28 protein-coding genes are annotated in these 26,698 nt (G+C 41.1%); 26 read left to right on the top strand and 2 right to left on the bottom strand.

What is annotated here, in order from left to right; all coding sequences use genetic code 11:
- The first annotated feature begins 66 nt into the window (after nt 1–66).
- The 18 genes from RHS_RS02670 (at nt 67) to RHS_RS29930 (ending at nt 15,874) form a co-directional block, all read left to right on the top strand.
- Nucleotides 67–594, top strand: a complete 528-nt coding sequence (locus RHS_RS02670) for a bifunctional adenosylcobinamide kinase/adenosylcobinamide-phosphate guanylyltransferase (RefSeq protein ID WP_044296763.1) — start codon at nt 67–69, stop codon at nt 592–594.
- Nucleotides 591–1,361 (top strand): adenosylcobinamide-GDP ribazoletransferase, encoded by a 771-nt coding sequence (locus RHS_RS02665; RefSeq protein ID WP_027293967.1) that lies wholly within the window; start codon nt 591–593, stop codon nt 1,359–1,361. The genes RHS_RS02670 and RHS_RS02665 overlap by 4 nt, the downstream gene beginning before the upstream one ends.
- A 116-nt stretch (nt 1,362–1,477) precedes the next feature.
- Nucleotides 1,478–1,864, top strand: coding sequence for a bifunctional adenosylcobinamide kinase/adenosylcobinamide-phosphate guanylyltransferase (locus RHS_RS02660; protein WP_027293968.1), 387 nt, complete (start codon nt 1,478–1,480; stop codon nt 1,862–1,864).
- A complete protein-coding gene (locus RHS_RS02655) occupies nt 1,857–2,450 on the top strand; it encodes a histidine phosphatase family protein (RefSeq protein WP_047832239.1) in 594 nt (197 codons plus the stop codon). The genes RHS_RS02660 and RHS_RS02655 overlap by 8 nt, the downstream gene beginning before the upstream one ends.
- A gap of 257 nt (nt 2,451–2,707) precedes the next feature.
- Nucleotides 2,708–3,064, top strand: coding sequence for a NusG domain II-containing protein (locus RHS_RS02650; RefSeq protein ID WP_027293970.1), 357 nt, complete (start codon nt 2,708–2,710; stop codon nt 3,062–3,064).
- A gap of 219 nt (nt 3,065–3,283) precedes the next feature.
- On the top strand, nt 3,284–3,784 hold the full coding sequence (locus RHS_RS02645) for a Gx transporter family protein (RefSeq protein WP_047832238.1): 501 nt from the start codon (nt 3,284–3,286) through the stop codon (nt 3,782–3,784).
- The gene (ruvA, locus tag RHS_RS02640) at nt 3,781–4,395 is read left to right on the top strand and encodes a Holliday junction branch migration protein RuvA (protein ID WP_027293972.1); all 615 of its coding nucleotides are present in this window, start codon (nt 3,781–3,783) and stop codon (nt 4,393–4,395) included. Before RHS_RS02645 ends, ruvA begins: the two co-directional genes overlap by 4 nt.
- 52 nt (nt 4,396–4,447) lie before the next feature.
- Nucleotides 4,448–5,440, top strand: coding sequence for a Holliday junction branch migration DNA helicase RuvB (gene ruvB / locus RHS_RS02635; RefSeq protein WP_027293973.1), 993 nt, complete (start codon nt 4,448–4,450; stop codon nt 5,438–5,440).
- A 125-nt stretch (nt 5,441–5,565) separates the two neighbouring features.
- Entirely contained in the window at nt 5,566–5,976 is a 411-nt protein-coding gene (gene zapA, locus RHS_RS02630) for a cell division protein ZapA (RefSeq protein WP_027293974.1), read from the top strand.
- Nucleotides 5,977–6,097: 121 nt separating this feature from the next.
- Nucleotides 6,098–8,569, top strand: coding sequence for a DUF3656 domain-containing protein (locus tag RHS_RS02625; RefSeq protein ID WP_395021050.1), 2,472 nt, complete (start codon nt 6,098–6,100; stop codon nt 8,567–8,569).
- A gap of 8 nt (nt 8,570–8,577) precedes the next feature.
- The gene (locus RHS_RS02620; RefSeq protein WP_027293976.1) at nt 8,578–9,924 is read left to right on the top strand and encodes an FtsW/RodA/SpoVE family cell cycle protein; all 1,347 of its coding nucleotides are present in this window, start codon (nt 8,578–8,580) and stop codon (nt 9,922–9,924) included.
- Nucleotides 9,887–11,416 (top strand): penicillin-binding transpeptidase domain-containing protein, encoded by a 1,530-nt coding sequence (locus RHS_RS02615; protein WP_330373861.1) that lies wholly within the window; start codon nt 9,887–9,889, stop codon nt 11,414–11,416. Before RHS_RS02620 ends, RHS_RS02615 begins: the two co-directional genes overlap by 38 nt.
- A gap of 74 nt (nt 11,417–11,490) precedes the next feature.
- On the top strand, nt 11,491–11,943 hold the full coding sequence (locus RHS_RS02610; RefSeq protein ID WP_027293978.1) for an NUDIX hydrolase: 453 nt from the start codon (nt 11,491–11,493) through the stop codon (nt 11,941–11,943).
- A 232-nt stretch (nt 11,944–12,175) separates the two neighbouring features.
- Nucleotides 12,176–13,678 carry a phosphate--AMP phosphotransferase gene (locus tag RHS_RS02605; protein ID WP_047832236.1) on the top strand — a complete coding sequence of 501 codons (1,503 nt, stop codon included), beginning with the start codon at nt 12,176–12,178 and terminating at the stop codon, nt 13,676–13,678.
- Nucleotides 13,679–13,707: 29 nt separating this feature from the next.
- On the top strand, nt 13,708–14,037 hold the full coding sequence (locus RHS_RS02600; RefSeq protein ID WP_027293980.1) for a hypothetical protein: 330 nt from the start codon (nt 13,708–13,710) through the stop codon (nt 14,035–14,037).
- 13 nt (nt 14,038–14,050) lie between these two features.
- Complete coding sequence (locus tag RHS_RS02595; RefSeq protein ID WP_047832235.1) at nt 14,051–15,085, top strand: DUF2953 domain-containing protein; 1,035 nt, start codon at nt 14,051–14,053, stop codon at nt 15,083–15,085.
- 13 nt (nt 15,086–15,098) lie between these two features.
- Nucleotides 15,099–15,512, top strand: coding sequence for a GerW family sporulation protein (locus tag RHS_RS02590; protein ID WP_047832234.1), 414 nt, complete (start codon nt 15,099–15,101; stop codon nt 15,510–15,512).
- A 200-nt stretch (nt 15,513–15,712) separates the two neighbouring features.
- Nucleotides 15,713–15,874: a DUF6783 domain-containing protein gene (locus RHS_RS29930; protein ID WP_334295874.1), complete on the top strand. Its 162-nt coding sequence runs from the start codon at nt 15,713–15,715 to the stop codon at nt 15,872–15,874.
- A 227-nt stretch (nt 15,875–16,101) separates the two neighbouring features.
- On the opposite strand, the gene rpmB is transcribed toward RHS_RS29930, so the two are convergent.
- A complete protein-coding gene (rpmB, locus tag RHS_RS02585; RefSeq protein WP_027293983.1) occupies nt 16,102–16,287 on the bottom strand; it encodes a 50S ribosomal protein L28 in 186 nt (61 codons plus the stop codon).
- A 311-nt stretch (nt 16,288–16,598) separates the two neighbouring features.
- On the opposite strand from rpmB, the gene RHS_RS02580 reads away from it, so the two are divergent.
- The 4 genes from RHS_RS02580 to RHS_RS02565 all read left to right on the top strand — a co-directional run bounded on the left by RHS_RS02580 (nt 16,599) and on the right by RHS_RS02565 (nt 21,323).
- Nucleotides 16,599–16,955, top strand: a complete 357-nt coding sequence (locus tag RHS_RS02580) for an Asp23/Gls24 family envelope stress response protein (protein WP_027293984.1) — start codon at nt 16,599–16,601, stop codon at nt 16,953–16,955.
- 52 nt (nt 16,956–17,007) lie between these two features.
- Nucleotides 17,008–18,651, top strand: a complete 1,644-nt coding sequence (locus RHS_RS02575; protein ID WP_047832278.1) for a DAK2 domain-containing protein — start codon at nt 17,008–17,010, stop codon at nt 18,649–18,651.
- 10 nt (nt 18,652–18,661) lie between these two features.
- Complete coding sequence (gene recG / locus RHS_RS02570) at nt 18,662–20,728, top strand: ATP-dependent DNA helicase RecG (protein WP_395021047.1); 2,067 nt, start codon at nt 18,662–18,664, stop codon at nt 20,726–20,728.
- 91 nt (nt 20,729–20,819) lie between these two features.
- On the top strand, nt 20,820–21,323 hold the full coding sequence (locus RHS_RS02565) for a DUF6465 family protein (RefSeq protein ID WP_044296751.1): 504 nt from the start codon (nt 20,820–20,822) through the stop codon (nt 21,321–21,323).
- Nucleotides 21,324–21,406: 83 nt separating this feature from the next.
- On the opposite strand, the gene RHS_RS02560 is transcribed toward RHS_RS02565, so the two are convergent.
- A complete protein-coding gene (locus RHS_RS02560) occupies nt 21,407–21,676 on the bottom strand; it encodes an alpha/beta-type small acid-soluble spore protein (protein WP_047832232.1) in 270 nt (89 codons plus the stop codon).
- Nucleotides 21,677–21,874: 198 nt separating this feature from the next.
- Here RHS_RS02560 and RHS_RS02555 point away from each other — a divergent pair, with 198 nt between their 5' ends.
- From RHS_RS02555 to RHS_RS02540, 4 genes are all read left to right on the top strand, one after another.
- Nucleotides 21,875–22,267 (top strand): methylglyoxal synthase, encoded by a 393-nt coding sequence (locus RHS_RS02555; RefSeq protein WP_027293989.1) that lies wholly within the window; start codon nt 21,875–21,877, stop codon nt 22,265–22,267.
- Between the two features lie 137 nt (nt 22,268–22,404).
- Nucleotides 22,405–24,081 (top strand): Na/Pi cotransporter family protein, encoded by a 1,677-nt coding sequence (locus RHS_RS02550; RefSeq protein ID WP_027293990.1) that lies wholly within the window; start codon nt 22,405–22,407, stop codon nt 24,079–24,081.
- Nucleotides 24,082–24,153: 72 nt separating this feature from the next.
- Complete coding sequence (locus RHS_RS02545; RefSeq protein WP_027293991.1) at nt 24,154–24,828, top strand: response regulator transcription factor; 675 nt, start codon at nt 24,154–24,156, stop codon at nt 24,826–24,828.
- Entirely contained in the window at nt 24,825–26,486 is a 1,662-nt protein-coding gene (locus tag RHS_RS02540) for an ATP-binding protein (RefSeq protein ID WP_027293992.1), read from the top strand. Before RHS_RS02545 ends, RHS_RS02540 begins: the two co-directional genes overlap by 4 nt.
- The last annotated feature ends 212 nt before the right edge of the window (nt 26,487–26,698 follow it).

Below are 26,698 nucleotides of genomic sequence, written 5' to 3'. Positions count from 1 at the left end.
ATCACTTTCACACTTTCTATTGACGCAGTACCGCAGATCTGTCTGCGGTATGCAGGAGGTACAGATATGTTAATGATTGTAACAGGAGGCAGCGGAAGCGGCAAATCTGCCTATGCAGAAGAACAGATTATGAAACTGGGAGAAGGAAGCAGAATATATATTGCGACGATGATGAGCTTTGACGCAGAAGGCGACAGAAGGATTGAAAGGCACCGTAAAATGCGGGCAGCCAAGAACTTCCAAACCATTGAGTGCTATATGGATTTAAGCTCTGTCAATCTTCCCCCGGACGGAATTGTGTTACTGGAATGTATGTCCAATCTGGCTGCAAATGAAATGTATGCACCGGGCGGTGCAGGTGAAAATATGGTAGAATCCATTCTGCAGGGCATACAATCTGTTTTATCCCAGGTAAAAGCGCTGGTGGTTGTGACGAATGAGGTATTTTCCGATGGACAGGAATACGATTCCCAGACCATGCAGTATCTTGAATATTTGGGAATCATCAATCAGGAACTGGCTAAAAAGGCAGATACAGTTACAGAGGTGGTATGTGGTATTCCCCTGGTTAGAAAAGAGAGGCTGGATTCATGAAAAAGATAGGTAATAGTTTTATCATTGCATTTGCAATGTACTCCAAGATCCCTATGCCCAGGACCGAATGGACAAAGGATAACATGAAATATGCAATGTGCTTTTTTCCGGTGATTGGAGCGGTGATTGGAGCGGTTATACTTCTGTGGAATTATATCCAGGGGTATGCTGGGTTTGGAAATTCATTTTATACAGTTGTTCTGATGATGATACCGGTTCTGATAACCGGAGGAATCCATCTGGATGGTTTGCTGGACACCTCGGATGCTTTGAGTTCCTATAAACCAATGGATCAGAAACTGGAAATACTGAAAGATTCCCATGCGGGGGCATTTGCAATTATCGTAGGGATATGTTACTTTTTTTTACTGTTTGGATGTTATTCGGAGACAAATGCCAGAATGCTTTCGGTACTGGCAATCGGTTTTATGCTGTCCAGGGCACTTAGCGGACTTGCGATTGTCAGCTTTCGTATGGCGAAGAATACCGGGCTGGCAGCAACCTTCTCAGATATGGCTGTAAAAAGCAGGGTAAAGATGGTAATGATCATTTATATCATTTTGTGCGCTGTGGGGATGATTCTCCTTGAACCGGTTCTTGGAACCGTTTGTTTCCTCAGTGCCCTTTTCATGTTTGCTTACTACCGCCATATGTCTTATCAGAAGTTTGGCGGGATTACCGGAGATCTGGCAGGATTTTTCCTGCAGGTATGCGAACTGGTAATGGCGGCTGCCGTTGTAATAACAGCTAAGATTATCGGGATGTAAGTTATCAAAAAAGTATGGAACAAGTAAAGATATGGAATAGTATAGTATCAATGTAAACATGAACCAGCAAATGAACGAAATTTCGTAAACATAGAAATAACAGAAAGGAATAGACTATGAAACTTGTAATCGGCGGTGCTTTCCAGGGCAAGAAAAAAGCAGCCTGTGAGCGGTATCAGTTGTCGGATTCAGACTTTATAGACGGCATTACCTGTATGCCGGAAGAGTTAAAAAGCTGCAGGGGGATTTTTCACTTTCATGAATATATAAAGAGAATGATCCGGGAGGGGGAAAATCCAACAGGGCTGATAGATATGTTATATGAAACCAATCCGGAGATTATCATTGTGTGCAATGAACTTGGATATGGGGTAGTCCCGATGGAAAAGTTTGACCGGGAATATCGGGAAACAGTAGGAAGGCTTTGCTGCAAAGCCGCTGAATATTCGGATGAAGTAGTGCGGGTGGTATGCGGACTGGATACGGTGATCAAACATGCCTGAGATTTTACTGATACGCCATTCCAAAACAGAAGGAAACCTGCTGGGGCGTTATATCGGAACTACAGACGAACCACTCTGTGAAAAAGGAGTTGAACTGCTGAAGCAGAAAAAATATCCTACAGCGGACAGCCTTTATGTAAGCCCGATGAAAAGATGTATAGAAACAGCCAAGAGAATCTATCCCGGTATGCCCTGCGAAATTATAGAGGATTTTCGGGAATGCAGCTTTGGAGAATTTGAAAATAAAAACTATAAAGAACTGGATGGAAACCCTGCGTATCAGGCGTGGATAGACAGCCAGGGAACAATTCCTTTCCCGGGCGGAGAGAGCCAGGAAGCATTTCGCAGCAGATGCTGCCATGCATTTCAAAATACCGTGAATGATATTATAAGCAAAAAAGTTTCAAGAGCTGCTATCGTGGTTCATGGCGGTACCATCATGAGCATTATGGAAGCGTTTGCTGTTCCGAAAAGAGCATTTTATGATTGGCAGGTAAAGAATGCGCAGGGCTTCCTGGTGGCGTTAGATGAGGCGGCCTGGCGGGAAGAGAAGAAGATTCGGGTGGTAGAGAAAATTGGGGTTTAGCTGATCAAGACGCTTTGTAAATGATAGGTAGTGTACAGAAAGATGGGTGTGGGAAACTGGCATGGGCTCCGTCAGCTGGCCGCAGAACTGGTATGGTCCGCCCCCTTCTCTTTCCGTACACCACCTCCATCTACAAAGCGTCCCCTTCTTATCTAAACCCGTCAATTTCGAACATATGGTTGAATTTATAAAAAATATGTGCTATCATGTACAAGATATTTACAAAATATGAGCATCACAATACACGGCGGTGAATAATGAAAAGAAATGACTGGATATTGGCAGGTGCTGTAATAGCGGTTGCTTTCATTGCATTTATTGGATATACAATTTTTCAAAAAGACGGAAATATGGTTCAGATAATGGTAGATGGAAAAGAATACGGAGTCTATTCCCTTTCTGAGGATCAGGTGATTGAGATCAATGATACCAATACTCTTGAGATTAAAGGCGGGAAAGCAGATATGATTTCGGCAAAGTGTCCGGATAAGCTCTGTGTCCAGCAGAAAGCCATTAGTAAATCAGGAGAATCGATTATCTGCCTTCCCTATAAAATTGTAGTCCGGGTGGAAGGGGCGAAGGATGCCTCCGATTATGATTCCATAGCCGGCTGAAAGAATCACTTTTTGTGAAGCATACATTGATATTGGATTTAACTTCGCAGTTTACATAGGAAGAATAAGTTTGAAAAGTGTGAAAGGAAATCGCTTTCGAACTATCTACGCGCCCTTCATTGGGGAGAATTCTCCCACAAACTGTGACGCGCAGCTGTCAGAAAGCAATTTTTAGATACGCCTAGCGCAAGTCAGCTTGTGCTACTTAGGGAGATTAAGATGGGAACTAGAACAAAGGCGGCATATTTTGGTGTGTTTACTGCTTTGGCATTGATTGTCAGTTATGTGGAGACACTGATTCCATTTTATTTTGGTGTCCCGGGAGTGAAACTGGGGCTTACTAATATTGTCATCATATGTGTTTTATATTTTATGAGTGCCAGAGATGCACTTTTGCTTTCTGTTTTAAGAATTGTACTGGGAGGATTCCTGTTTGGAAATATGTACAGTATTATATACAGTCTTGCAGGAGGACTGTTAAGTCTTGCAGTGATGTATCTGCTGAAACAAAGCAAAGGGTTTTCCATCGTTGGGGTCAGCATGTGCGGCGGAATCACCCATAATATAGGACAGCTGCTGGTTGCAATGGCAGTGGTGGATAATTTTAACCTGTTTTACTACCTCCCGGTATTACTGATCTCCGGGCTGGTTACCGGGCTGCTGATCGGAATATTAGGAAAAGAATTACAGAGAAGACTGCCAAAGGAGATTTTTAGATGATAGCATATTTACGTGGGGACGTAGCTGCCCTGAATGAGAACAGCGTAATACTGGAAGTGAATAATATCGGGTACCTGGTATATGTCTCGGGCAGAGATGCTGACAGGCTTGCAGGAGCAAAAAAAGAGGTTTGTGTCCACACTTACATGCATGTAAAAGAAGATGCTTTACAGCTGTACGGTTTTTGTACCCAGGATGATCTTGAAATATTTAAACTGCTTCTTGGCGTAAACGGGATTGGACCCAAGGCGGCGCTTGGTGTATTGACGGCGCTTTCTGCAGATGACCTGCGGTTTGCAATTTTATCAGAAGATGCCAAAGCGATTGCAAAAGCTCCGGGTGTTGGAAATAAGACTGCCCAGAAAGTAATTCTGGAACTGAAAGATAAACTAAGCCTGGAAGACGCATTTGAAAAGCGTTTGACAAATCAGAATGATCTGGCTGTGTCCACCGGAATGACGGATAACAAAGGGGAAGCAGTTCAGGCGCTGGTTGCACTTGGATATTCCAATACGGATGCATTAAAAGCCGTGAATAAAGCAGAACTTACCGAGGAAATGGACACAGAAGCAATCTTAAAAGCAGCGCTGAAGCAAATGGCATTTTTATAAATCCCGTCATTTTAATGATGGGGAGTTCAAAACAGGTCTTTGGAGGCGGAACATGGGAAAACGTATTATCACAACGGATACATTAGAAGAAGATATAAAAATAGAGCCGGCTCTGCGCCCGCAGACTTTAGATGAATATATTGGACAGGAAAAGGCAAAAATTAACCTTAAGGTTTATATAGAAGCGGCAAAGCAAAGAGGGGACGCTTTAGACCATGTTCTTTTTTACGGGCCGCCAGGTCTTGGTAAGACTACGCTGGCGGGTATTATTGCGAATGAGATGGGGGTGAACATGAAAATCACCTCCGGACCGGCAATTGAAAAGCCCGGAGAAATGGCAGCAATTCTCAATAATCTGCAGGAAGGAGATGTCCTTTTTGTAGATGAGATACACCGGCTGAACAGACAGGTGGAAGAAGTGCTCTATCCTGCAATGGAAGACTATTCCATTGATATTATGATCGGAAAAGGTGCGGCAGCGCGTTCGATTCGCCTGGATCTTCCTAAATTTACACTGGTTGGGGCAACCACCCGTGCAGGGCTTCTGACAGCGCCCCTGCGGGATCGTTTCGGAGTTATCCATCACTTAGAGTTTTATACGGAATCTGAACTGCAGACGATTATTGTGCGTTCTGCAAAAGTGCTGGGTGTAGAGATTGATACAAATGGTGCCAAAGAACTGGCAAAGAGATCCAGAGGCACGCCAAGGCTTGCGAACAGGCTTTTAAAGCGTGTAAGAGACTTTGCACAGGTAAAATATAATGGGCATATTACGGAAGATGTGGCGGCGTTTGCTCTGGATTTGCTGGAAGTTGACAAATACGGGCTGGATATGATGGATCGAAGTATTCTGACGATTATGATCGAAAAATTTAAGGGAGGTCCGGTAGGCCTTGATACCCTGGCAGCGGCCATTGGAGAAGATGCCGGAACCATTGAAGATGTGTATGAACCCTACCTGATTAAGAATGGTTTTATCATGCGTACACCAAGGGGAAGGGTTGTTTCTGAGCTGGCATATCATCATCTCGGCATAATGTTATAAATTGTCTTATAAATCGACCTTGATTTTTCTTCCACTTCTCTGTATAATGAATAACAGTAAACTCCAATATTTTGTAGTATTTTATAGAATGTTGTGATAATAGAGAAAAAAGTGGAGGAAGTCATATGTCAGCCAAGAACAAAGCAGAAGTCTTGATTGCGGGAAAAATATATACTTTGAGTGGATATGAGAGTGAAGAATATCTGCAAAAGGTAGCTACATACATTAATAATAAACTGGCAGAATTTAAAAAACTGGAAGGATATAATCATCTGTCAAAGGAGACAAAAGGGATTCTTTTGGATCTGAATATTGCGGATGATTATTTTAAGGCGAAAAAGCAGGTAGAACTTGTAGAGGAAGAATTGACTTCCAAGGACAAGGAATTATATGATTTGAAGCATGAAGTAATCGGTGTTCAGATCAGATATGAGACTGCTGAAAAAGATTTAGAAAGACTGCAGAAAGAATCCACGGAATATCAGAAAAAAATTGTGAAGCTTGAGACAGAGCTGGATGAATTATTGAGGAAATAGACAAAGAGAGGCTGTTGCTTAAGATAAATCGTGCAACTGCCTCTTTTTTGATCAGAGCGTATCTGCAGATTGATGAAATTCCATGCAGGCTCTGTGATAATGATAAATAATGAGGTGACTGATGAAAGTAGAATTACTGGCCCCGGCAGGGTCTTACGAAAGTTTAACAGCAGCAGTAAATGCAGGAGCAGATGCTGTTTATGTAGGGGGAAGCAGATTTGGAGCCAGGGCATTTGCAAATAATCTGACGGAAGAGAAACTGCTTCAGGCGGTTGACGAGTGCCACTTAAGAGGAAAACAGCTTTATTTAACCGTAAATACCCTTTTAAAAGACGATGAGATGGCAGAACTCTATGATTACATTCTTCCCTATTATACCAGAGGGCTGGATGCAGTTATTGTACAGGATATGGGTGTTTTTACTTTTTTGAGAAGAGAATTTCCCGATCTGCCCATACATGCCAGCACCCAGATGACAATTACAGGTCCGGATGGGGCTAAGCTTTTAAAAGATCTTGGTGCCTCCAGAATTGTAACTGCAAGAGAATTGTCATTGCAGGAGATAGCCGGAATCCATAAACAGGTAGATATTGAAATTGAAAGCTTTGTGCACGGGGCTCTGTGTTACTGCTATTCCGGACAATGCCTGTACAGCAGTCTGATCGGAGGACGAAGCGGCAACCGGGGCAGGTGCGCCCAGCCCTGCAGACTTCCTTATGATCTGTACCAGAAAGGGAACAGGCTTAATTATGGAGCGGACAAGTTTCTCATGAGCCCTAAAGATATGTGTACCCTGGATCTTATTCCGGAACTGGTAGAGTCTGGTGTCTATTCATTTAAAATTGAAGGAAGAATGAAAAAGCCTGCATATACCGCAGGTGTGGTTCGAATTTACCGTAAATATATTGATTTATATTTACAAAAAGGAAGAAGAGGGTTCCATATTGAAGAAAATGACCGTCTGGAACTGATGGATCTCTATAACCGCGGTGGTTTTTCTACAGGATATTATAAAACCGGGAACGGAAAAGAAATGATGTCTCTTGTTCGCCCTAACCACATTGGAACCAAAGCGGCTAAAGTTGTGGATACCGGGAAGAATATATTAAAGCTAAAAGCAGCAGAAGCACTTCATCCCGGAGATGTTCTGGAATGCCTGGATGAAAAGTCAGGGCAGAAAGGGACAGAATTTACAATGCGGGAAGAAAAAAAACCAGGAGAAGTCTTCCAGGTTAAAATCCCGGCAGGAAAAAAACAGGAGACATATAAAACGATTATCCGTACAAGAAATGAACAGTTGTTAAAACAGCTGGAGGATACGTTTCTTCTTGGCAAATTTAAAGAAAAAATTAATGGGAAATTAAGACTTTACAAAAAAAATCCTGCTATACTCGAATTAAGAATGGGGGATTTTGCAGTTCATGTTACAGGCGACGTAGTAACAGAAGCGATGAATCAACCATTGTCTTATGAAAAAGTAAAAAAACAAATGCAAAAAACGGGGAACACGCCTTATATATTTGAAAAGCTTGATATTGAAATGGACAATGATATTTTTCTTCCGGTACAGTCTTTAAATGAACTGCGGCGCATGGGACTAGAACAGCTGACCATTGAAATTCAGGACAGTTACCGAAGAAACATTCCATCAAAAGAGAGTAAGGATGAAAGAGAAATAAACCGCTCATTTAAGGACATCCCAAAGCCTGTCGGTTACACATATGGTGATAAAGGTGGCAGTCCAAAGGGTCAGGGGGATCGAAAGACAGATATGAAGTTCATGGTATCCTTAGAATCTCTGGATGCATTTGAAATGCTCCTTGGACTGGAAGAAGTATCCGCAATTTATTTGGACAGTTCAGCGTTTAAAGATAACCGGGAGTTTCAAAGTTCTGGAAAATACATCGCTCAGTGTCATGCGGCAGGTAAAAAGTGCAATTATATTATGCCGTATATTTTCCGGTCAGAGACCAGAAAATATTATGAATCGGAATCTGCTTTAAAAATGCTGGCGGCTTACGATGCATTGGTTGTGAAAAGTCTGGATGAAGCAGGTTATCTTAAGGAACGCGGCTTGACCAATCCCCTGATAGCAGACTACAATCTCTATGCTTTTAATCGGGATTCCGAATCCTTCTTTAAAGAACAGGGATTTGCTTCCGACACAGTGCCTTTGGAGCTGAATGCAAAGGAAATAGGAAAAAGGGGCTGTGAAAACAGTGAGATTCTGGTTTACGGTCATCTGCCAATGATGGTCAGTGCCCAGTGTCTGAAAAAAACAGCCGGGAGATGTAATAAAGTGCCGGAAGTGCTGTATTTACGTGACCGTATGAAAAAAGATTTTCCAGTTAAAACAAACTGCCAGTTCTGTTATAATGTAATCTATAACAGTGCGCCGGTGGTACTTCTGGATAACCGGGAAGAGATCAGAAAATTATGTCCGGCAGCGATACGTCTGAGTTTTACATTAGAAAATAAGGCACAGGTTATGTCTATTACGGAAAAATATATTGACGCATTTTGCAAGGGGAAAAATAGCAGGCTTGATTTGCCGGAGTTTACAAGAGGGCATTTTAAGAGAGGCGTGGAGTAGGTGAAAAAGTGACAAATCTAATCATTCAGGTTTCAAAATATGTAATTATTATTTTAATGGCGATTTATACATTGCAAAGCTATGTGGTATTTCGCAAGAAGGATGAAGACGATGCCGATTTTTTATTTTTAAGGCAGAATGTAATTATGTTCTGTATGCATTTTGTGGCATTTATGGTGCTTTATCTGGAAATGGAAGAATCGCAGCTGCTGTTCTTCTATGGCGCCCAGGTTATTTATCTGGCTGCCACTCTGGTGCTGTTTCGGAATCTTTATCCGAAGGCGTCCAGATTATTAATCAATCATATGTGTATGCTGATATCCATAGGTATGATTATGATTACCAGAATATCTTATGACCAGTCAATCAAGCAGTTTAAAATTGCAGCAGCTTCTACCGTGATAGCACTGTTTATTCCGGTTATTATACGTAAGCTGCGTCTTATTACAAAATGGGCTTGGGTGTATGCTGTTCTGGGTATCGGGCTGCTTGGACTGGTTGCAGTTGCGGCTCGTTCAACCTATGGAGCAAAAATTGCATTTACAGTGGGAGGAATTACCCTGCAGCCATCAGAATTTGTAAAAATAATCTTTGTGTTCTGTATGGCGGGTCTTCTGCTCCGCGCCAAAACTTTTAAGGATATTGTAGTGGCAACGGGGCTTGCGGCACTTCATGTTTTGATACTGGTAGTGTCTACTGACCTTGGAAGTGCACTGATTTTCTTTGTTACGTATTTAATTATGCTTTACGTAGCTTCACGAAGAGCAATATATCTGGCGGCAGGGCTTGGAGCAGGAAGTCTGGCTGCGGTTGCAGCGTATTTTTTATTTTCACACGTGCGGGTGCGAGTGGAGGTATGGCTGAATCCCTTTGCTGATTATGCTGGAAACGGATATCAGATTGCTCAGTCACTATTTGCCATTGGTGCAGGCGGCTGGTTCGGAACCGGATTATTTCAGGGATCTCCAACGGCAATCCCTATTGTAGAACAGGATTTTATGTTCTCGGCAGTGACGGAAGAACTGGGCGGGATTTTCTCTATCTGTCTGATTCTGGTATGTTTAAGCTGTTTTATTATGATTCTTAATATCGCCATGAGATTATCCAATCCCTTCTACCGGCTGGTTGCATTGGGACTTGGTACGATGTATGCAGTCCAGGTATTTCTGACGGTAGGCGGAACGATGAAATTTATCCCTCTGACCGGTGTGACCCTGCCGTTTGTCAGCTACGGAGGAAGTTCCATGCTAAGCACGCTGATCATGTTTGCAGTCATACAGGGACTGTACATTCTTAGGGAAGACGAGGAAGATAGCATTGAGAAGGAAAAAATCTACGGACAATATCCAAATTAATGAGATACCGGTTAATGAACCGCAGAGGAAGCAGAATATGGGCCCGGAGTCCCGGGGCGGCAGAAATAAAGATATGATGAAAGTTGCATATCTCTTTGCTGCAATGTTTTTTATGCTGATTGGTTATCTGGTATATTTTAATACAATAAAAGCGGATACAATTAATTCAAATGTAAATAATACGAAACAGGATGCACAATCTCAGAAGATTGTCCGCGGGGCAATCATTTCTTCGGACGGAGAGACTCTTGCCGGAACGAATGTGGATGCTGAAGGCAATGAGGAGCGTCTTTATCCTTATAATAATATATTTGCCCATGTAGTAGGGTATGCCAGCAATGGTAAGGCAGGGGTAGAGGCAACCTCGAATTTTGATCTCCTTACTTCCCATGCGTCTATTCTGGAACAGGTACAAAATGAGGCGAATCATGAGAAGGTAAGGGGAGACAGTGTGGTACTGACCCTTGACAGCAGACTTCAGTCAGCGGCATATAATGCCATGGGTGTGTACAAAGGAGCAGTCGTGGTCATGGAACCAAGTACAGGTAAAATTCTGGCAATGGTTTCTAAACCGGACTTTAACCCAAATACCATATCCAGTGACTGGGATGCCCTTGTCTCTGATGAAACGAACAGTTCCCTTCTCAACCGGGCTGTACAGGGTCTCTATCCTCCTGGGTCTACGTTTAAGATTATGACGGCATTAGAATATCTGAGGGAACATCCGGATTACCAGAACTATAGCTATAACTGTACCGGAAGCATTTCAAAGGAAGATGTTACAATCACCTGTTTTGGAGGAGAAGCACATGGCCAGGTCAATCTGGCAGACTCTTTTAAATATTCCTGTAACAGCTCGTTTGCCAATATAGGTCTGGAACTGGATAATAATGCATTCCGAAGTTTATGTGAAGATTTTATGTTTAACAATACACTGCCTATTGCTATGGAGGCCAGCACAAGCCGTTTTGAACTGAATGAACACACATCTTATGGAGAAGAGATGGCAACGGCAATCGGACAGGGAAATACCCTGGTATCTCCCCTTCATATGGCGTTGATTACATCAACAGTAGCAAATGCAGGTACTTTAATGAAACCATATATTATTGACCGTCTTGAAACTTTTGACGGGGATATGGTAAAAGAAAATAAACCTGAGATATATAAGGAATTAATGTCTGCTCAGGAAGCCGGGGTTCTATCTGATTTTATGACACAGGTTGTAGAGGGCGGTACAGCAAAATCCCTCAGCGGACTTGGTTATACAGTTGCCGGAAAGACCGGATCTGCCGAGTATGAAATTGGGCAGAACGCTGCGGACAAAGGAACTCATTCCTGGTTTGTAGGGTTCTCAAATGTCAGCAGTCCCGATATTGTGGTTAGTGTAATTGCAGAAGACGGCGGTACCGGAAGCTCTGCAGCAGTGCCAATTGCACAGGCTGTATTCGATGCCTACTACAATAACAGTATGAATCTTACCAATAATTAAGGTTGCATGATTTAAAAAAAAGAGTTATACTAAAACCAGTTAGGAGTGCACAACGCATAACAGGAGGGATTGCAATGGTCGAAGCAACGAGCTGTGGCGGTGTGGTAATATTTCGTGGTAAGATTCTTCTTTTATACAAGAGTTACAAGAATAAGTATGAAGGATGGGTGTTGCCTAAAGGAACTGTAGAAGCTGGCGAGGAGTATAAGGATACAGCAATAAGAGAAGTATTGGAGGAAACAGGAGCCAAAGCATCAATTATTAAATATATTGGTAAAAGTCAATATACCTTTAATGTGCCGGAAGACACAGTAGCAAAGGACGTACATTGGTATTTAATGATGTCTGACAGCTATTACAGTAAACCGCAGCGCGAAGAATATTTTGTAGATTCAGGTTATTATAAATTTCATGAAGCGTATCATTTATTGAAATTTGCTAATGAAAGAATAATTCTTGAAAAAGCATATAACGAATATTTAGACTTGAAGAAGTCGAATCTTTGGGGAAGCCGCAAATATTTTTAGGATGAAAAGAAGATACGAATCTGTATCTTCTTTCTTTTTTCTTTTTAAATTTGCCAGAGCGTGTTTTAAATTGCTTTCTGGCAGCTGTGCGTCACACTTTGTGATGTCCTGTGTCTGAAATATTTCTTAAATTTCCTCTATTAAGATGAATTATTTTAAGAAATCTGTTAAAATATAAAATAGTTAGTAATATATACCAGAGGCGCAGTGGCTGCCTGGAAAGGAGCAATATATGCTGGAGAAGATTGATCTGACAAAGAAAATGGGGAAAAAAGAATTTAAACAAACGATGGAAGAACTCTCTGGGAAGCTGGGAACGCTGCAAAGAGAGTGCAGGAATTTAAAGATACCGGTAATTATCGTTTTTGAAGGATTTGGTGCAGCAGGAAAAGGAACCCTGATCAATCAGCTGATTCAGCCGCTTGACCCCAGGGGATTTAACGTATATGCCATTAACGGGGAGTCTGATGAAGAACAGCTGCGGCCCTTTTTGTGGCGTTTCTGGACAAAGACACCTGAGAATGGGCGGATTGCCATATTTGACCGAAGCTGGTACCGGCGCGTTCTGATTGACCGGTTTGATGGGTTAACCACAGAAAAACAGCTTGGATACGCTTATAATGAAATTGTTTCTTTTGAACAGCAGCTTACCGACGGGGGAAATGTAATGATTAAATTTTTCCTGGATATTACGAAAAAGGAACAGAAAAAGCGTTTTGATAAAATGCTGGAGTCAAAAGAAACGGCATGGAAGGTTTCCAAAGGGGATTTAAAAAGAAACAAACATTTTGCAGAATACAAAATGATGAATGAGGAAATGCTTCAGAAAACGGATACGGATTTTGCACCATGGACCATTATTGAAGCCATGGACAGGGAATATGCTGCGGTGAAGATTATCAGTACGGTGGTAGATTGTCTGGAGAAGAGAGTTTCAAATCAAAAAGAGCTGGAGAGACTTGCCAGGGAAGAAGAAAAGCTGGAAAATGTGGAATCGGTTGAAGTAAAACCAGGTTTTAAGTCATCGGTGCTAAGCAGTGCGGATCTTACTTTAACCTATACAAAGGAAGAGTATAAAGAAAGGCTGGATGAACTGCAGAAAAAGCTCTCTTTACTGCACAGTGAACTGTACCGCAGACGGATTCCGGTCATTTTAGGATTTGAAGGATGGGATGCAGGCGGAAAAGGCGGTGCCATCAAGCGGGTAACACAGTGCCTGGATCCAAGAGGCTATGCAGTGAATCCCACTGCGGCACCTAACGATATAGAGAAAGCACACCACTATCTGTGGCGTTTCTGGCAGACTTTTCCAAAAGCCGGTCACATTGCGCTCTATGACAGAACCTGGTATGGAAGAGTTATGGTAGAGCGGATCGAAGGATTCTGCAGTACCCAGGAATGGAAGCGGGCATATAAAGAAATTAATGATTGTGAGACTACCCTTGCACACAGTGGTGCAGTTGTGTTAAAATTCTGGATGCAGATAGATAAAGAGGAGCAGGAGCGCCGATTCAAAGAGCGGATGGCAAATCCGGACAAGCAATGGAAGATTACAGACGAAGACTGGCGGAACCGGGAAAAATGGGATGCTTATGAAGCGGCAGTGGATGAAATGTTAATCCGTACATCCACAACATATGCGCCCTGGATCATCGTAGAGGGAAACTGTAAATATTATGCCCGGATAAAGGTGTTGGAAACGATCGTAAAAGCTTTGGAAGCACGTATAAAATAAAAAAAGAAGCAAGGTCAGGAATAAAAAAGATGAAATGGTATCAAAATCTATATGTAGGCGAAACAGCCAGAAAGAAAAAAAAGAGAATAATCTGGAAAATAAATCATAACGCAGGCCTGATAGATGTGTATGTTGTTACGCTGGCGGCCAATGGGACTGATTTATTTGATATCGTTTCATCCGCCGTCCTGATGCAGAAGGCAGTAAGGCGTAACTGCCCTTTGATTGTAGGGATAGCATGCGGCTATGATGAAGCTGTACAATTAGCTCTGAATATTGCCCTTGAGGTTTATAAAGAAACCGGAGGTTTTCAGGTACGCCAATATTTAGCCCGTAAGGAGAGAAAAGAAAGAAATTGACAGGTGTGAGAATATGCTACATATCATTTTGGTAATACTTAAGATTATAGGTATCCTGCTGGCTGTTATTTTGGCACTGTTACTTCTGGTTCTCCTGGCAGTGGTGTTTGTGCCTTTGCGATACCGCTTAACACTTCAAAGAGAAGGCGATATTCTCTATGGACAGGGAAAAGCCAGTTATCTGCTTCATATTATAACGATAATGGCAGAATATAAAGAAGGTAAGCCCAGATATGAGATCAGGCTTTTTGGAATACCGGTGGAGAAATTTAAAGTTCTAAAGAAATTTATAAAGTTCAAAAAGCCAGGAAAAGCTAAGACAGCAGATAAGATGGATGATAAAGAGGAAACAAAAGAGCACAGAAAAGAGCAGGAATCCCGGCCGGTTGCCGGCAGAGTAGAGATGGCTGAGCAGTCAGAAGCTCCCGGCGACAGAGCAGAAGACGGTCAGCAGAAAGAATTGCCGGAAACGACAGAGCAAAAAGAGAAAGAAAAGCAAACAGGGGAAACAAATAAAACAGAGAAGAAAGAAAATACAGACAAAACAGATAAAACAGAGCACAGGGGTATATTTACAAAAGGAAAAGCCATTGTACAGAAAGTACAGGCTGTGTTAAAAAAGATTTGGAGTATTTTAAAAGGAATTCCAAAGAAAATACGAAATATACTTTATAAGCTTACCCATGTAAAGGGACAGGTTCATAAATACCTGGAGATCATTCGTGCAGAAGAAACAAAGTTACTGTTTGGGAGTTCACGGACGGAATTTCTCTATCTGCTGAAGCACTTTAAACCAAGACAGGCAAAAGGGTATATTCGTTTTGGTACCGGAGATCCGGCAACAACAGGTCAGATTCTGGGAATAGCCGGACTTATTCTGCCAATATATTCGACCAAAATTCAGGTTTATCCTGATTTTGATAAATCCATCTATGAGGGTTTTGTAGTAATTACCGGGCATATCCGTGCATGCCATCTTTTGAAATCCGGATGGAAAATCTATAAAGATAAAAACACTAAGAAATTCCTAAAACGTATCAGACAATAAGGAGGAAATAAACATGGCTTCAGACAATAATTTTCAGACAACCGTAGATTCATTATTCAAGGGGATGGACAGCTTTATCAATACAAAAACTGTAGTAGGAGAGGCAATGTCCGTAGGAGACACTATAATTCTTCCGCTGGTTGACGTTTCTTTTGGAGTTGCCGCAGGTGCTCTTTCCGGAGACGCTAAAAATAATGGCGGAGGAGCAATGGGCGGAAAAATGTCCCCCAGTGCAGTACTGGTGATTCAAAATGGAACGACGAAACTTGTAAATGTGAAGAATCAGGATGGTCTTACAAAAATACTGGATATGGTGCCTGATTTTGTAAATAAATTTGCAGCAGGCAAGACGGAAACAGATACTTCTGCAGCTTCTGGGAAAACAGAAACGGAAAGTACAACGGATTATGAAACAGATGAAGAATAAAATGTGTTAAATCGATAGTTCCTGCATATGATATAGAAACGAGATATGCAGGTGGACGGTTATGAAACGGATTGTAGGTTATACACTGTTTTGGGTGGCTGTAGGGATGCTCTTAGCTTTATGCATGCCAAATGCCTTTATAACCGTTCTGATAATTTTTGTGCTCTTATTAATAGGATATAACCTGTTTATGTGTTAGAGTGTGTTTGAAAATTCATTCCCGCCATCTATACGCCCCACTTCGCGGTATATTAGCTCCAAACTCAGATTACACAGCCCGCTATGTGCCTTTTATTTGGAACGAATCTCCCACAAAGTGTGACGCACAGCTGTCAGAAAGCAATTTTAGTAACACGCTCTAGAGGAATGGTTGATATATAAAACTATCCATAATGTATAGAGACATCGCTTAGTTCTGCCTAACAGCACGAAATTTATCAAAACGGTGAAGCAATTCTGTGAAGCGAATGGATTAAAATAAGCCAGTCCCAATGCCGGTTTTCAGCATTGGGACTGGCTCTTAGCTTGTTGTGTACGAAGTCGGTTTCTGCAAAAAAACCCCTCAACCAATGGTGAGAGGTTCCTCTAACTAAGCTCTTTCAACTTTACCGGATCTTAAGCAAGAAGTACATACATACATCTTCTTAGCAGCTCCGTTAACTTTTACTTTAACTGATTTGATGTTAGATTTCCACATTTTGTTCGATCTTCTATGAGAATGACTCACATTGTTTCCGAAATGAGCACCCTTTTCACAAATAGCACATTTAGCCATGAATAAGCACCTCCTTGACTTTAATATTCGTCTATCACTCTTGTACAACATTGCACAAATAATGAAACAATACACTTTGTCTATCCGTGACAGAGAATGTTCAGCGTGTATTACTTAATTATTTGCGCAAGTCTGTACTAGATATAGACTCACAACACTAGTTATTCTATCAGATGGCACCATATTTTGCAAGTGAAAAATAAAAAATTATGAAATAAATTGTTAAAAATTAAAATTAATATTTCATTTTGTGTGAAAAGAGGGTATAATGTACGCAGAGATATTATAATTTAAAAGTTGGAGGTAACGATATGAAGGGACGCATGGATACAGATCTGGGTTCTATCTTGATTGATACTGATGTAATCGCTACTTATGCAGGCAGCGTTGCCGTTGAATGTTTTGGTATCGTAGGTATGGCTGCTGTTAATATGAAAGATGGTTTAGTAAAGCTCTTAAGAAAAGAAAGCTTGAAGCATGGGATTAACGTCCGGGTAGAAAACAATAAAATATCACTGGATTTTCATGTGATTGTGGCATATGGCGTAAGCATTTCAGCCGTTGCGGATAATTTACTCAGTAATGTAAAATATAAGGTAGAAGAGTTTACCGGCATGGAGATTGAAAAAATAAATGTTTACGTTGAAGGCGTAAGATCGATTGATTAAGGAGGAACTTGTTGTGGTAACAAATACGATAAATGCCAGTCTGTGTGCAAAGATGTTTCTGGCGGGTGCTAAAAATCTGGAGTCTAAGAAAGAATGGATCAATGAATTAAATGTATTCCCTGTTCCGGATGGAGATACAGGAACGAATATGACATTGACAATTATGTCTGCGGCAAAAGAGGTGGCGGCACTTACCGATCCTGACATGGAGGTGTTGGCGAAAGCAATTTCTTCTGGTTCCCTGAGGGGAGCGAGAGGAAATTCGGGCGTTATTCTGTCACAGCTGTTTCGTGGCTTTACGAAAGGGATTAAGATGCATGACGAAATCGATATTCAGATTTTGGCGGGTGCATTCCAGAAAGCGGTAGAAACCGCTTATAAAGCCGTTATGAAGCCCAAGGAAGGTACAATCCTTACGGTTGCCAAAGGCGCAGCACAAAAGGCTGCAGAGCTTGCGGAAACGGATATCGGAATGGAGCAGTTCCTGAAAGAAGTGATTGAACATGCAGATTATGTTCTTTCACAGACTCCGGAGATGCTGCCGGTATTAAAAGAAGCCGGAGTGGTAGATTCCGGCGGACAGGGACTGGTACAGGTTCTGAAAGGGGCTTACGACGGATTCCTTGGAAAAGAAATCGATTATACAATTGAAGGCGTATCTGCCCAGGGAAGCGTAAAGAAGATTACACCGCAGGCAGAAGCTGATATTAAATTTGGATATTGTACTGAATTTATCATCATGACGAAGAGTGAACTTTCAGATAAACAGGAAATGGAATTTAAGGGATTCTTAGAATCCATTGGTGATTCTATTGTTGTTGTTGCTGATGAGGATATTGTCAAGGTTCATGTACATACCAATGACCCTGGAAAGGCAATTTCCCGCGCATTAACTTATGGTGAACTGTCCCGCATGAAGATTGATAATATGAGGGAAGAACATCAGGAGAAACTGATCAAAGATGCCGAAAAACTTGCATTACAGCAACAGGCAGAAAATCAGGTGAAAGCGCAGTCAATGCCGGCAACACCACCAAAAGAAGTTGGCTTTATTTCCGTTTCCATAGGAGAAGGAATTGGTGAAATATTTAAGGGACTTGGTGTGGATTACCTCATTGAAGGCGGACAGACTATGAACCCCAGTACGGAAGATATGTTAAATGCAATAGAAAAAGTAAATGCAGATACCATCTATATCCTTCCAAATAATAAAAATATTATCCTTGCAGCTAATCAGGCAAAACTTTTGACAAAAGATAAGAAAATAATTGTAATTCCTACAAAGACTGTACCACAGGGTATTACAGCTATTATCAATTATATTCCGGAAAAAACACCGGAAGAAAATGAAGCTGCAATGGTAGAAGAGATTCAGCATGTTAAGACAGGTCAGATTACCTATGCAGTTCGGGATACCCATATTGACGACAAAGAAATCAAAGAAGGCAATATTATGGGTATTGGGGATCATGCTATCCTGGCAGTCGGTGAAAAACTGGAAGCTGTAGCAAATGAGACCGTTGATCTGATGATGGATGATGAATCAGAGCTGATCAGTATCTATTATGGAGAAGAAGTGACGGAAGAGGCGGCAAATGAACTTGGAGATAAATTCAGGGAGGAATATCCGGAATGTGATGTAGAAGTTTATTCCGGTGGGCAGCCGATTTATTATTACGTGATTTCAGTAGAGTAACAGGTGATTTATGATGAATATGGAATCATCCATTCAGGAATTAAAAGGAATCGGAGAGAAGACGGTTCTGGTTTTTCAAAAAGCAGGGATTAGAACAATTGATGATCTGCTAAATTATTATCCGAGAAATTATGATACTTATGATAACATCGTTAAGGTATCTGAGATCTCGGATGATGATGTGTCGGCAGCCGTCTATGGTACGGTTGTACAGACTCTGGATGTAAAAAGAGTCAGACGGCTGCAGATTACCAATACGGTCATTCGGGACGACAGCGGCGGCATGATCCGTTTGACCTGGTTTAATATGCCCTATTTAAAAAATACCCTGAAAAGGGGAAGTAAATATATATTCCGTGGGAAGATTTCACGTAAAGAACAGCAGTTGTTGATGGAACAACCTGCTGTTTTTCGTGTAGACCAATACCAGGAAATGCTCCATGTGATGCAGCCAATTTATACCTTAGTGACCGGGCTTACCAACAATATGATTACCAAAGCTGTGCGCCAGGCACTTCCTCTGCTGGAGGAGTACCATGATTATCTTCCGGAGGAAATCAGAAAAGAATATCATCTGGCTGAATTCCACTATGCCATTGAACAGATACATTTTCCAAAAGATATGCATGATGTTATGCTAGCGAGAAACCGTCTGGTATTTGATGAATTCTTTTTGTTTATTCTGGCACTGCGCCGCCTCAAAGACAGTACGGAAGAGCTGTATCACAGTTTTCATATGCAGCAAACACCGCTGACAGATCAGATTATTGCCAATCTTAAGTTTTCACTTACCAAAGCCCAGGCGAAGGTATGGAAAGAAATTGAAAAAGACTTATTAAGTCCGAAAGTTATGGCAAGACTGGTTCAGGGAGATGTTGGTTCCGGGAAGACCATCCTTGCCATTTTGGCATTGATTATGACGGCACAGAACGGATATCAGGGATCCTTAATGGTTCCTACGGAAGTTCTGGCTGTACAGCACTTTGAATCCATCTGTGGCCTGTTAGAGGAACAGCATCTTGACTTTAATACGGTGCTTTTAACAGGTTCTATGACGGCAAAAGAAAAAAGGGCAGTATATGAAAAAATAGAAACAGGCGAAGCCGATATCATAATTGGTACCCATGCACTGATTCAGGAAAAAGTAAATTATAAAAATCTGGCCCTGGTAATTACGGATGAACAGCACCGCTTCGGGGTACGCCAAAGAGAGGCGCTCTCCGAAAAGGGAGAATTACCCCATGTACTGGTTATGAGTGCTACACCGATTCCGCGGACATTGGCAGTTATTCTTTATGGTGATCTGGATGTCTCTGTTATTGATGAGCTTCCTGCAAACCGTCTGCCAATTAAAAATTGTGTAGTAGATACCAGGTATCGTCCGAAGGCATATTCCTTTATTCAAAATGAGATTGAAGAAGGGCGCCAGGCTTACATCATCTGCCCTATGGTAGAAGAGAGTGAAGCGATTGAGGCAGAAAATGTAATCGAGTATACCGAGCGGCTGAGGGCGGCGCTGGCTGAAAATATTCAGATCGAATATCTGCATGGGAAGATGAAACCAAAAGAAAAAAACAGCATTATGGAACGTTTTTTAAATCATGAAATTGATGTATTGGTTTCTACTACAGTAGTGGAAGTCGGCGTGAATGTACCCAATGCCACTGTGATGATGATTGAAAATGCAGAGCGGTTCGGTCTGGCACAGCTGCATCAGCTCCGGGGCAGGGTGGGACGGGGACAATACCAGTCCTATTGTATTATGGTGCGTGCATCAGACAGTAAAAAGGTAAAGGAGCGTCTGGAGATCCTTAATAAATCCAACGATGGCTTTTTTATTGCCAGCGAAGATTTAAAGCTTCGGGGACCGGGAGATGTATTTGGCGTGCGCCAAAGCGGTTTGCTGGAATTTAAAATCGGGGATGTATTTACCGATGCATCCATCCTGCAAAAGGCCAGCGAAGCGGCTCAGATTATTCTGGATCAGGGTGAATTGGCAGGAAAACCCGAGTACTGCTATCTGGATAAAAAACTGCAGGAATACATGCTGCAGGGCTTTGGCCGCATCAACTTATAGAAGAAATAGTTGCTATTTTTGAAAAAATGGTATATTATGCTTTATGTAAATGATATATATGCATGGAAGTGTTTTGCGAGGAGGAAAATGTATGAAAACCGTAAAAGCAAACGTAAAAGAGACAGCAGCAGCTACGACAGAAGCCACTAAAGCAACAAAAACACCATCAAAGAGAGCAGCGAAGAAGGCAGAGCCGGCTGCTAAGACTACAGAAGAAAAAGTAACAGATGCAACAGAAGAGAAAGCAGCAGCAGTAAAAGCTCCGGCAGCTAAAACAACAGCAGCTAAGACTGCAGCAAAGGCAGCAGTTAAAGCAGAGGAAAAGCCAGCGGCTGAAAAAGCTCCGGCAGAGAAAAAGACAGCAGCAAGAAAAGCACCGGCTAAAAAGGCAGATGTAAAAGAAACAATCTATCTTCAGTATCTGGGGAAAGAGATTAATACAGAGGAAATTACGAAACAGGCAAAAGAACATTGGACAAAAGTTTTAAAAAATAAAGCTGCGGATATCAAATCCATAGACATATATTTAAAACCGGAAGAAAATGCTGCATATTTTGTAATCAACGGCGATGTAACCGGTAATGTGTACTTATAGATAAAATCATATAACAGAGAAAAGCCCAGATAAAATTATCTGGGCCCTTTCTTTGTCAAATACGAATGAATTCATTTTTGAGATTAGTACTGAGAAGTGCTACCTGCTGACATGTTACCTGCTGACATGTTACCTGCTGGCATGCTTGCTCCGCCGGACATCTGTCTTTCCTGAGCTTCGATCATTTTCTTAACCATATAGCCACCAACGCTACCATTCTGTTTGGAAGTTAAGTTACCATTGTATCCGTCTGTTAACGGTACTCCTAATTCGTTAGCTACCTCAAATTTGAAACGGTCTAAAGCTCCTTTTGCTTCTGGTACTGCTGCTGTGTTAGATGATCTGTTTGACATCATAACCCCTCCTTTTTTTCTGTCTGTTTTTTTTTATTTGCAATTTGTTATTGCCTTCCTAGTATATGAATTAATTGAAATTCTAAACTGGAAATTTTTGCAATTTTTTACAAATTTAGATAAAAACAAAAAAACATTTTCCATTTTCCCTATTTATATGTTATAATCGGTAGAAAGAAGAGAAAAAAGGATGGTTAGATGAATATCGGTATTATTGCACATAACAGTAAAAAGAGTTTAATTGAAGATTTTTGTCTTGCATATAAGCATATACTTAGCAAACATGAAATTTATGCGACAGGAATTACAGGGCGCCGTGTAGAAGATGTAACGAATCTCCGCGTCCACAAATTTCTCCCTGGAAGCGTGGGAGGAGATAAGCAGTTTACAGAAATGCTTGAGAGAAATGGCCTAGATATGGTAATCTTTTTCTACAACCCGGCTATGGTAGATCCTAAGGAGCCGGATATTTATACAATATCAAAATGTTGTGATAAATATAATATCCCAATTGCAACCAATATTGCAACTGCGGAATCTTTAATTCTTGGATTAGCTCATGGTGATCTTGAATGGAGATTACAGATTTAAAATCTAAGAGAGGGGTGTAGCAGCATCCCTATTTTTTTGTGAATTTATTCCCGCGGGCAGCGAGCCAGACGGATGCGCCTGCGGATACATAGGACTTATTATGAAAAAGATTTGGTTTAAATTAGGAGGATTATCAGATGTCAATTAATGACGTACAGAATTTGTTTATGTTTTGCGGAGGCCTTGGAATGTTCCTTTACGGTATGCACAGCATGTCGGATGGAATTCAGAAATCGACCGGCAACAAAATGAGGGAGCTGCTGGGAGTTTTAACCAATAACCGGGTAATGGCAATTCTGGTTGGAGCCTTGATTACGGCAATTATTCAAAGCAGTGGTGCGACTACGGTAATGGTAGTTGGATTTGTAAATGCAGGCATTATGAATCTGGGACAGGCTGTGGGAGTAATCATGGGTGCCAATATCGGTACCTGTATCACATCCTGGATTGTATCCCTGGGACAGCTTGGGGACAGTTTTAAAGCTGTATCGCCATCTCTTTATGCGCCCTTATTAGTGGGTATCGGAGCATTTTTTATTATGTTTTCCAAAAAGCAGAAGAAGAAAACGATTGGTGAAATCATTATTGGTCTGGGCTTATTATTCATCGGTCTGGATTTTATGAAAAATTCTGCTTCTTCTTATACGGAACTGCCGATCTTCACAAAGGCATTTGCATTATTTGGCAGCAATCCGTTCCTTGGTATTGCAATTGGAGCTTTGGTTACCGGTATTATGCAGAGTTCTTCTGCCTCTGTTGGTATTCTGCAGACACTGGCTGCTACCGGCGGTGTTGTTACGGCAAGCTCGGCAATTTATATCAGCCTTGGTTCGAATATAGGTTCTTGTTTTACTGCACTTTTATCAAGTATTGGAGCACCCAGGAATGCGAAGCGGGCAGCTGTAATCCATTTATCATTTAATATGATAGGTGCGGTAATATTCGGTGCGGCAATGTTTGCCATATTCCAGCTGAATCCTGTATTTGCGGCAGCCGGAATCGGCAGCGTGGGAATTTCTATTTTTCATACTATATTTAATATTATCTGTACAATTATTCTGTTCCCGTTTGCAAACAAACTGGTTCAGCTGTCCGGGCTTATTGTTTCGGATAAAGGCGGCGAAGCTTTGGAAGGAACAGAATCAGACGAAGTGATTACATTACGTCATTTAGATGACCGTATTTTAGAGACTCCCTCTTTTGCAGTAGAAAATGCAATTCTGGAAGTTGTTCATATGGGAAGAATTGCTCAGACAAATATGCAGAACGCATTTGATGCAGTACTTAATAATGATACTGAAAAAATAGATACTGTTTATAAGACGGAAAAAACTATTAACAGCATGGAAAAAATGATTACCGAATATCTGGTTAAAATCAGTAATCTTTCATTGAATGAAGATCAGCATACGATTATTAATAATTTGTTTTATTCCGTAAGCGACATTGAGCGTGTGGGAGATCATACGGAAAATATCGCAGAACTGGCGGAAAATAAAGCGAAGGATGATATTCAGTTCTCCGAAGAGGCAGGTAAGGAATTAAGCGAGATCATGGAACTGGTTACCAATTCATTCGTTTATGCCATGAAGGCAAGAGAAGAAGAGAGTATAGATGCTGCAACGAAAGTAGTAACTTATGAAGATATGGTTGATAATATGGAGGAAGAACTGCGGGAAACTCATATCGAACGACTTTCCAAGCAGTTGTGTAACCCTACTAACGGAGTAATTTTCCTGGATATTATCAGTAACCTGGAAAGAATTTCGGATCATGCCTATAATCTGGCAGGGTACGTAATGAGCGAGCATTAAGACGCACTAAAGATCTAAGTATTAAGCTCCTGTAAACAGGCATATGGAGGTTTTGATAAGATTATGAGTCAGATGATTTATTGTGTAGAAGATGATATGAATATCAGAGAGTTGGTCGCTTATGCCCTGAAGACATCAGGGTATGAAGCAATTGGTTTTGAGAATGCCGCAGAATTTTATAAAGGCTTAAAAAACGGAAATCCTGATTTGATTCTGCTGGATATTATGCTGCCGGACGAAGACGGCATCAGTATTTTGAAGAAATTGCGTGCCAGAAATGAGCACAAGGATATCCCGGTAATTATGCTGACCGCAAAATCTACGGAATATGATAAAGTCAAGGGACTGGATGTGGGTGCAGATGACTATGTAACGAAGCCTTTTGGTGTTATGGAATTGATTTCCAGAATCAAAGCGGTACTTCGCCGGAGCCAGAAAAGCATTTCCACCGATATGATGGTACTTGGGGATATTCATCTGGATATCCAGAAGCATGAAGTGACTGTCAGCGGCAAAGAGGTCATCCTGACCTATAAAGAATTTGAACTTCTTACGTATTTGATGAAAAACCAGGGAATTGTACTTTCCCGGGATAAAATACTGGAAGTAATCTGGAATTATGATTACGAAGGGGAAAGCCGTACCGTTGATGTTCATATCGGCTCGCTGAGGCAGAAATTAGGCAGCAGCGGGAATATGATAGAAACCGTTCGCGGGGTGGGCTATAAAATGGGAACCAAAGAATGAAAAAGAAAATCTATAAAAATGTATTCGGACTGGGGATTTTGACTGTAATTTTCATTACGGCTGCATTTGTGTTATTTTTTAATTACAATATGCAGCAACAATTAAAAAACGAATTAAAGACAGAAGCAGTGTACATCGCCAAGGCCTATGAAGGTTTGGCGGATCCTGTTTCTTTTTTGGATGATATAGAGGCACAGACGCCTTCCAGAATCACATATATCGATCCGAAAGGTAAGGTTATTTACGATAGTCAGGCGGATGCCAGCAAAATGGAAAATCACCTGGAACGACCGGAAATTATAGATGCCGCGAAAGATGGAACCGGTATTTCCAAGAGGACTTCTGACACGCTGAGACAGCATACTTATTATTATGCAATAAAATTGTCAACGGGAAGCTTTTTGCGGGTTTCCGGTACTATTGACGGCCTGATACCCACGTTTATGAAGGTACTGCCGGCAGCCTGTGTTATTTCATTGATTATTTTACTGGGTTCCTTTATGATCGCCACAAAGCTGGCAAATGGAATCATATCCAATATTAATAACATAGATTTGCAGCATCCAACCCAGGACGTTTCTTTTAATGAGCTGTTTCCGTTATTAAACCGGATTGAAAAGCAGAATTATCAGATTAAGGATCAGATGACAGACCTGATTGAACAAAAGGAAAAATTCAATACGATAACTACCAATATGAATGAAGGATTGATCCTGCTGGATAAAGATTCCAGGATTGTATTTATTAACCAGAGCTGTAAAAATATATTAGGTGCACCCAGTATGCACTATATTGGTAAAAATATTTCACTGTTCAACCGCAGCCAACAGCTTCAGAATACAGTGGAAAAGTCATTGAAAGGGGAAACCCACAGTGAGATCTTAAAGCTGGATGAAACCACAATTCAGTTTTTTGGAAATCCGGTAATACAGGATGGCAGTATCCAGGGGGTTGTACTTTTTGTACTGGACATTACAGAAAAATACAAAGCAGAGAAAATGCGAAGAGAATTCTCAGCAAACGTTTCTCATGAATTAAAAACACCGCTTACATCTATCTCCGGATATGCGGAATTGATGCAGAACGGAATGGTACAGCCACAGGATATATCTCAGTTTGCAGGTAAAATCTATAAGGAAGCAGCACGATTGATTTCCCTGGTGGAGGACATTATCAAAATCAGCCGTCTGGATGAAAAAGATGCGCGTACAACAAAAGAACTTGTGGATCTGTATGAGATTTCAACGGAAATAGTAGAACGCCTTTCATCCGTAGCAGAACGTAATATGGTAACGCTTCACCTGGAAGGTTCTAGCGTAAAATTGATTGCAGTCCGGGCAATGATGCTGGACCTGATCTATAATCTTTGCGAAAATGGAATAAAGTATAACCGTCAGGGCGGTTCGGTTACCATATCCATATATGAAGAGGATCAGCATCCGGTCATAAAAGTGTCGGATACAGGCATTGGAATTCCCAGTAAATACCAGGAACGTATTTTTGAAAGATTTTACAGAATCGATAAAAGTCATTCCAAACAGACGGGTGGTACGGGATTAGGACTGTCTATTGTAAAGCACGTGGTTGAATATCAGGGCGGATATATTGAAGTGCACAGTACGCCGGAAGAGGGAACTGCAATTACGATTCATTTATAAATAAAAAACAGCTGTTATTCAGGGAAATATCTTGAAAGAACAGCTGTTTTTTTATGCAAAAATTTATTTTTTCTGATTCCAATGCTGTCAAAAAAAAGCATTTTTTATTTTTATAAGTATATTTTTTGATTTTACATAAACTTTACATATACAATATATAATCTTTATACGCATCAATTAGAATACATTCATGTAATAACAAATTAGAAAAG

The organism is Robinsoniella sp. RHS (assembly GCF_001029355.1).
GTDB lineage: Bacteria > Bacillota > Clostridia > Lachnospirales > Lachnospiraceae > Robinsoniella > Robinsoniella peoriensis.
Note: the sequence above shows the minus strand (reverse complement) of the source record. Positions and strands in the feature narration are given on the sequence as shown.